Annotated in this window: 5 protein-coding genes; 2 read left to right on the forward strand and 3 right to left on the reverse strand. The window is 72.9% G+C overall.

Annotation, left to right across the window (positions count from 1 at the left end; all coding sequences use genetic code 11):
- Nucleotides 1-201: 201 nt before the first annotated feature.
- Nucleotides 202-2,088 carry an AfsR/SARP family transcriptional regulator gene (locus tag BBK14_RS30740; RefSeq protein WP_071066666.1) on the reverse strand — a complete coding sequence of 629 codons (1,887 nt, stop codon included), beginning with the start codon at nucleotides 2,086-2,088 and terminating at the stop codon, nucleotides 202-204.
- A gap of 114 nt (nucleotides 2,089-2,202) precedes the next feature.
- Between BBK14_RS30740 and BBK14_RS30745 the strand changes: the two genes are divergently transcribed.
- Complete coding sequence (locus BBK14_RS30745; RefSeq protein ID WP_071066667.1) at nucleotides 2,203-3,081, forward strand: alpha/beta fold hydrolase; 879 nt, start codon at nucleotides 2,203-2,205, stop codon at nucleotides 3,079-3,081.
- Between the two features lie 277 nt (nucleotides 3,082-3,358).
- The gene (locus tag BBK14_RS30750) at nucleotides 3,359-4,162 is read left to right on the forward strand and encodes a PaaI family thioesterase (protein WP_071066668.1); all 804 of its coding nucleotides are present in this window, start codon (nucleotides 3,359-3,361) and stop codon (nucleotides 4,160-4,162) included.
- A 26-nt stretch (nucleotides 4,163-4,188) separates the two neighbouring features.
- Here the strand turns inward: BBK14_RS30750 and helR are convergent, their stop codons facing one another.
- Both helR and BBK14_RS30760 read right to left on the reverse strand, forming a co-directional pair.
- Nucleotides 4,189-6,336 (reverse strand): RNA polymerase recycling motor ATPase HelR, encoded by a 2,148-nt coding sequence (helR, locus tag BBK14_RS30755; RefSeq protein ID WP_071066669.1) that lies wholly within the window; start codon nucleotides 6,334-6,336, stop codon nucleotides 4,189-4,191.
- A 366-nt stretch (nucleotides 6,337-6,702) separates the two neighbouring features.
- Nucleotides 6,703-7,138 (reverse strand): TCP-1/cpn60 chaperonin family protein (locus tag BBK14_RS30760; RefSeq protein WP_275078526.1); only part of this gene is annotated, 436 nt, incomplete at its 5' end.

The following is a 7,138-nucleotide window of genomic DNA, read 5'->3' on the forward strand; positions in this document are numbered from 1 at the left end:
CGGCCTTGCCCGACCCGAGGACATACCCAGACTGATCGCGACCCCCAGCGTTCCCAGCTATCGAGGATTAAGAATGGACATATTAGCTCCATAATCTGCTCTGAAGTAGAAGTAAGTGTGCCCATATCGGCCTGGTGGGGCATGGAAGGTCCGGCCTGCCGGTCTGAGTAACACCACTGTCCCCGCCGCGACCGCCGGCGCCTAGCCGCGGTAGCGCGCCACCGGGCCGAGCGTGAGCATGCCGCTGGCGGCGCCGGCGTGTTCGGTGCGGGCGGGCCGCAGGGCCGCCGCGGCCCGCCCGGCGATCGCATGCTCGCCGAGCTGGGCGGCGGCGTGGGCGGTGAGGCACCAGAGCGCCTCCTGGAGGTGGTCGTGCGGCGGTTCGGGTGTCGCGGCGAGGGCGGCTCGCGCCTGTTCTCGACGGTCCTGCGCGAGGAGCACGAGCGGTGCCGCCCACGGCGTGTACGGGCCCCAGTCCAGCCGCGGGTCGATCGGGGCGGGGCGGTCGTGCAGCAGACGGAGCCCGAGCAGGGCGAGCGGTAGCAGGCCGCGGTGCAGGCCCGGCATTCCGGCCTGTTCGAGCGCGGTGTCGGCGGCGCGGTAGGCGGCCGCGGCCGCGGCGGCGGACGGCCCGCCGGGCGCGGCGCTGCGGGCCGCGATGACGAGCGCCCGGAACCACCCGGTGAGCACCGGCACGAGCGGCGACTCGTGCTCGGCGGCGAGCCGCTCGGCCGCGGCCGCGTGCTGGGAGCCAGCGTCGAGATCACCGCGGGCCGACGCCGACTGCAGGCGTACGAGATGGCCGAGAATCGCGAAGGTGGGCAGCCCGTGCCGGGTGGACACCGCGACGAGTTCCGCTCCGATGTCGTCGCGCCGCTGCGCGAGTCCCGGCCGGGAGAAGGACTGCAGAAAGACGCCGTTGAGCGCGAAGGCGAGCAGGGCGGGATCACCGAGAGACCGTGCCAACGCCTCAGCCTCCCGTGCCGGCCCGGCGGCGTCCTCGGCGCGGCTCTCGACGGCGATCGTGGCGAGGAGCCGGGCCCGCAGGTCGGCGGGCGCGGCGGGGCCGAGCGTGGCGAGCGTGCGTTCGGCCGCGGCGACGACGGCGCGGGCCTGTACCGGGTCATCGGCACGGTTCCAGATCGCGGGCACGTCGTAGGCACCGATGACGCGGGCGGTCAGCGTCATGTTGCCCGTTCGTTCCGCGGCGAGCGCGGCGGCGAGCCGGTCGCGCCGGGAGGACACGAGCGCGTCGCCGCCCGCGAGGGCCAGGGCGCGGGCGATGTTCACGGTCGTGCGCGGACCGAGGCGGGTGGTGGTGGCCGGCTGTTCGGAGCCCCGCGGTTCGAGGGTGGGCGACTGGGTGAGCATGTCCGCTTCAAGCCGGCGCAGTGCGCGGCTCGGGTCGAGCCCGAGCTGGTCGACGAGCATCGCGCGGGCGCGCCGGAGCGTGGCGAGCGCGTCGGCCTGGCGCCCGGCGCGGTAGAGGGCGCGGGCGAGCAGTCCCCACGCCGGCTCGCGCCACGGATGTTCGGTGACGTGCGCGTCGAGCTCGGCGACGAGATCGGCCCCGTGGCCGCGATCGAGCAGGATGCCCGCCCGCAGCTCCACGCCCTGCAGCCGCAGCTCCTCGAGCCGGCGGCGCTCGCCGCGCACCCACCCGGCGTCGGGCAGGTCGGCGTAGGCCGGTCCGCGCCACGCGGCGAGCGCCACGCCGAGCGGCGCGAGCGCGTCGGACGAGCGGCGGGCGGCGGCGAGCGCGTCCTCGAAGCGGTGGGCGTCGACGTCCGCCCGTGGCAGGCGCAGCGCGTAACCGGGCCCCTCTGTCACCAGTACGCGAGGTGGCGTCCGGGGCGGGCGTTCGGGCTCGAGGGCGCGGCGCAGGGCGGCGACGAATGTGCGGAGGGCGCCGACGGCGCCGGCCGGCGGGTCGGGCCACAGGTCGGCGACGAGGGTGTCGGTGGCGACCATCCGTCCGTCGGCGGCGACGAGGCGGGCAAGGACCTCACGGTGCCGGGGGCCGCGAAGGTCGATCTCGGTCCCGTCCTCGCGTCGTGCCCTCACCGCGCCCAGCACCTCGATCCGCATGTCCCCATCCTCACAGCCCGCCGCGCCCACGGCGTCGCGCGCTGATTCGCCGCTGACCGGCGCCGTGCAGCCTGGGCTCGCCCGGTACGGCACCCGCTTGGAAGGACGCGCGTCATGCCCCTCACCATCCCCGGCTTCGACTACACCCGCCTGCCCGGTGCGGACGGTGCCATGCTCTCGACGGCGATCGGCGGCACGGGCAGCCCGGTCGTGCTGCTGCACGGCTTCCCCCAGACCCACCTCATGTGGCGCCAGGTCGCCGAGCGCCTCGCCGCCCGGCACACGGTCATCTGCCCTGACCTTCGCGGATACGGAGCAAGTGACAAGCCGCCCGCCACGGGCCCCGACGTGTACGCGAAGCGGACCATGGCGGCGGACGTCGTGGCGCTTGCCGCGGCGCTCGGCCACGAACGCCTGGCGCTGGTCGGCCACGACCGCGGAGCCCTCGTCGCGTTCCGAGCCGGGCTCGATCATCCCGAGACGATCACGCACCTCGGCATCCTGGACGTCGTACCGACCCTCGACATGTGGAACGTGTTGCACGGGGTGTCCGGCGCGGTCGGCTTCCACCTCTATCTCATGGCGCAGCCAGATGGCCTGCCCGAGACGATGATCATCAACAGTGCGGACGCGTTCTTCGGCTTCTTCCTCGACGCCTGGGCGAACGATCCGGCGGCGATCCCGGCGGACGTCCGCGCCGAATACCTGCGAGCGAGCGCCGCGGCGGTGCCGTCGATCGTCGCCGACTACCGCGCGTCCGCCGGCGTCGACCTGACGCACGACCAGGCCGACCTCGACGCCGGCTCGCAGTTCGCGATGCCCGTCTCCGTGGTGCAGCAGGACTGGGGCGCCCAGCTCGGCTTCGACGCCGAGGCGCTCTGGCGGGCCTGGGCACCCGACCTCGACCACCGCCTCACCCGCGCCGGCCACTTCATGGCGGAGGAGGCCCCCGACGAGATCGCCCGGGTGATCCGTGACCTTCTCGCCCGGTGACGACGGCGGCCGCCATCGCTGGGGCCCCGGGACCCCGGCGGGACAGCGAGCGCGGCGTACGACGTGGGTTGTGCGCCACACCGCCGGCCACGTGCCTTGATTTCGACGTCAATATTGTTGGATCAGGGAGTTCCTCGGCGGCCAGCCGGACGCCTGCTCGCGCTGTGCGCCGAGGAGCGGATCGGAGACCAGTGCTCAGCCGAAGCGGCTCCAGCCGAGGTGCGGACCCGCGTCGTCCCGGCGAGGCAAGCCACGTCATGCCCGGGGGGCGGCAGCGATGACCACCACCGATGAAGTCCAGTACGTCACGCACACCGACGACCACATCCTGCTCGAGCTCGGCTTCGGCCTCGATCTGGTCGGCGACGAGTGGCACGGGTCGGCACCGGTCGTCCCGGAGCTGTTCGCCCCCGGGACGCGGAGCGTGCGCACGTCGATCCTGGCGATCTGGGCCGACACCGTGGCCGGCTACACGGTCATGGACCGGTTCGCCCCCCGCGTCCCCGTCACGCTCGACCTGGACGTCCAGGTCTTCGCCCCGCCGCGCGAGTCCGAGACGATCGATGTGGCCGCCCGGCTGGTCAAGGCCGGCCGGTCGGTCGGCGTCGTGGAGGTCGAGTTCACCGGCAGTGGCGGTGACCAGATCGGATTCGCCGTCACCTCGTTCATGGCCGCCCCGAACCCCGCCCTGGTCATGGCACCTGATCTGGCGGACCTGAAGACCCGGCCGCGCCGGAGCCCGGGCCGACGGCTGAGCAGGCCGCTGGCCGAGCGGGCCCGCTGCGAGATCCTCGCGCCGGGCGTGGCGACGCTGCCCCGCGCCGAGGACGCGATCAACGCGTCGAACACCATCAACGGTGGGCTGCTCGCCCTGACCGCCGAGGAGGCGGCGCTCTCCCTCACCCCGGGCGAGACGCTCGCCTCCCTGGGGATCCGCTACCTGCGCCCGGCCCGGGTCGGCCCGGTCGTCGCCACCGCGCTGGTCCACGACGGCCTCGGCCGGGTCGAGGTGCGTGACACCGGCGCCGACAACCGCCTCGCCGTCCTCGCCACCACCCGAACCTTCGGCCGGGCTCGCTGATCCCACACCGATCAGGCCCGCCGACGTCAGGGGCTCGTGAGGATGACGAGTTGCCGGGTCGCGCGGGTCATCGCGACGTAGCGGTCGACGGTTCCTTCGATGCCGGTGCCGAAGGCCTCCGGGTCGACGAGGATGACCAGGTCGAACTCGAGCCCCTTCGACAGCTCCGGGGTCAGCGACCGGACGCGCGACGTCGGCCGGAACGTGGGATCGCCGATGACGCAGGCGATCCCGTCGGCGTGCGTGGCGAGCCACGAGTCGAGGACCGAATCCAGCTCCGAGGTGGATCCGTGCCGGACGGGGATGCCGCTGCCGCGGATGGAGGTCGGCACGTTGGCGTCCGGGAGCACGGTGCGGATGACCGGCTCGGCTTCGGCCATGACCTCTTCCGGCGTCCGGTAGTTGATGCTGAGGGACGCCTGCCTGATCCGGTCGAACCCGACCCGCGCGAGCCGTTCCCGCCACGACTCGGTGAAGCCGTGGCGGGCCTGGGCGCGGTCCCCGACGACGGTGAAGCTGCGGGACGGACAGCGCAGCAGCAGCATCTGCCACTCCGCGTCGGTCAGCTCCTGGGCCTCGTCCACGACGACGTGCGCGAACGGGCCGGCGAGCAGGTCCGGGTCGGTGGTGGGCAGCGCGGACTCGTCGACCAGGACGTCGCGCAGGTCCTGCCCGCGCAGCATCGTCACGAGGCCCTCACCGTCGTCGTCGGCCTCGAGCAGGTTGTCGACGACCTTGGTCATGTGTTCGCGTTCGGCGGCGACGGCGGCGTCCTGCCGACGCCTGCGCCGGGACGCCTCCGGGTCGCCGAGCCGCTGCCGGGCCGCGTCCAGGATCGGCAGGTCGGACACCGTCCATGCCTGGGTGTCCGCGCGCTGCAGGAGCCGGACCTCGTCGGGGCTGAGCCAGGGAGCGCATTTGCGCAGGTAGGCGGGTACCGACCACAGGTCTCCGACGAGGTCGGCCGCTTCGATCAGCGGCCACGTGCGGTTGAAGGTCGTGAGCAGCGCCCTGTTCTGCAGCAGCGACCTCCGGAGCAGGTGCGCCGAGATGTCGTCGTCGTGCTTGTCCATCAGGATCGTGACCAGCTCCTGCCAGATCTGGTCACGTGCCTCGTTGTGCGGGGTGCCGGGGTCCGGTGCCTCGAACGCCTCGGCCCAGTCGTCGGCGCTCAGCCAGACGTCCGCCCAGTGGGTCGTGAGCGTCATTCCCCTGGTGGGCGGTTCCTCGTAGAACCTGACGGCCGTCTCGATCGCCTTCACCAGGTTCGCGGACGATTTCAGGCGGGCCACGTCCGGGTCGGTCTCGATCGTCGCGGTGGCTCCCTCGGCGACGAGGTCCCGCAGGTTGCAGGTCTGCACTCCCTCCTCGCCGAGGCTGGGGAGGACGTCGGCCACGTAGGCCAGGTAGGGCTGGTGCGGACCGACGAACAGCACCCCGCCGCGGCGGTGACCGAGGCGAGGGTCGGCGTAGAGCAGGTAGGCGGAGCGGTGCAGCGCGACGACGGTTTTTCCCGTGCCCGGACCGCCGTCGACGACGAGGGCGCCGTCGGATCCCGCGCGGATGATGGCGTCCTGGTCGGCCTGGACGGTGCCGAGCACGTCCCGCATCCGGGCGGAGCGGTTGCCGCCCAGGCTGGCGATGAACGCGGACTGGTCGTCGAGCGCGGCGTGCCCCTCGAACCCGTCCGGGGTGAACACCTCGTCCCAGTAGTCGCTGATCCGGCCGCGGGTCCAGCGGTACCTGCGGCGGCTCGCCAGGCCCATCGGGTTGGCGTGGGTCGCTCCGAAGAACGGCTCGGCGGCGGGCGAGCGCCAGTCGAGCAGCAGGCGACGGCCCGCGCTGTCGGTGAGCCCGAGCCGTCCGACGTATACGGGCTCGGGGTTGTCCACCCGGATGATGTACCCGAGGCACAGGTCCAGACCGAAGCGGCGCAGGGCGCGCAGGCGGGCGGTCAGCCGGTGGATCTCCAGGTCCCGGTCCATCGCCTCCTGGCCGATGCCGCCGGGCGCCCTGCGCGCGGTGTCGAGGCGGTCGGACAGCTCGGCGATCGACTGTTCGAGGCTCTCCGCGATGGCCGTGAAGTGCTGCTCGTCGCCGGCGACCAGCGTCGGGTCGGCCTTGGCGGCGAGGCGGTCGGGAAGGTCGAAYGCGCTGGTGGTCAGGGGGTTCACGTCTCGGCTCCGACCTGAGGCTCGCGACCTCAGATCCAAATTCTGGCGCTCACGGGCGCGGCTGGATTCTGCTCGGCATCTGGCCTCGGCTGGCTATTCTGCGGCACAGCCTGGGTCTTGACGCAAGCCCCCCCGCGTGCTATAAGTTAAAAGTGGCGGGAAGTTGATGTTCCTCCCTGCCCATTTTCGTCCGCGATGGGCGGACAACCTCTTCGGCGAGGCCATCTGCCCGCGCCGTATTCCCAAGTTCCCAAGCGGGAGCTCTCGAACGCGGCTGCCGCGGTGCGCACAGCGTCGACGAGTGGTGGACAGTGGCGTCGGCGGGCCGACCGTGCAGGCCGGTCCGCCGACGAGCTGGTGCCGCGGTTACATACCCATGTCGCCGAAGGCGGCGGCATCCGCGGACGCGGACGCCGCCGCGTCCGCCAGGCTGTTCGCCACGACGACCTCGATGGTGAGGAAGAGGCCGGTGATGGACGCGGCGTTCTGCAGCGCCGAGCGGGTGACCTTCACCGGGTCGATGATCCCGGCGGCGATCATGTCGACGTACTCGCCGGTGGCGGCGTTCAGGCCGTGCCCGGTGGGCAGGCCGCGGACCTTCTCGACCACGACGCCGCCCTCGAGACCGGCGTTGGTGGCGATCTGGCGCAGCGGTGCGGCGAGCGCGCGCTCGACGATCAGGGCGCCGGTGGCCTCGTCGCCGGAGAGGTCGAGCTTCTCGAAGGCGCTGGTCGCGGCCTGCAGGAGCGCGACGCCACCGCCGGCGACGATGCCCTCCTCGACCGCGGCCTTCGCGTTCGAG

The organism is Parafrankia soli (assembly GCF_001854695.1).
GTDB lineage: Bacteria > Actinomycetota > Actinomycetes > Frankiales > Frankiaceae > Parafrankia > Parafrankia soli.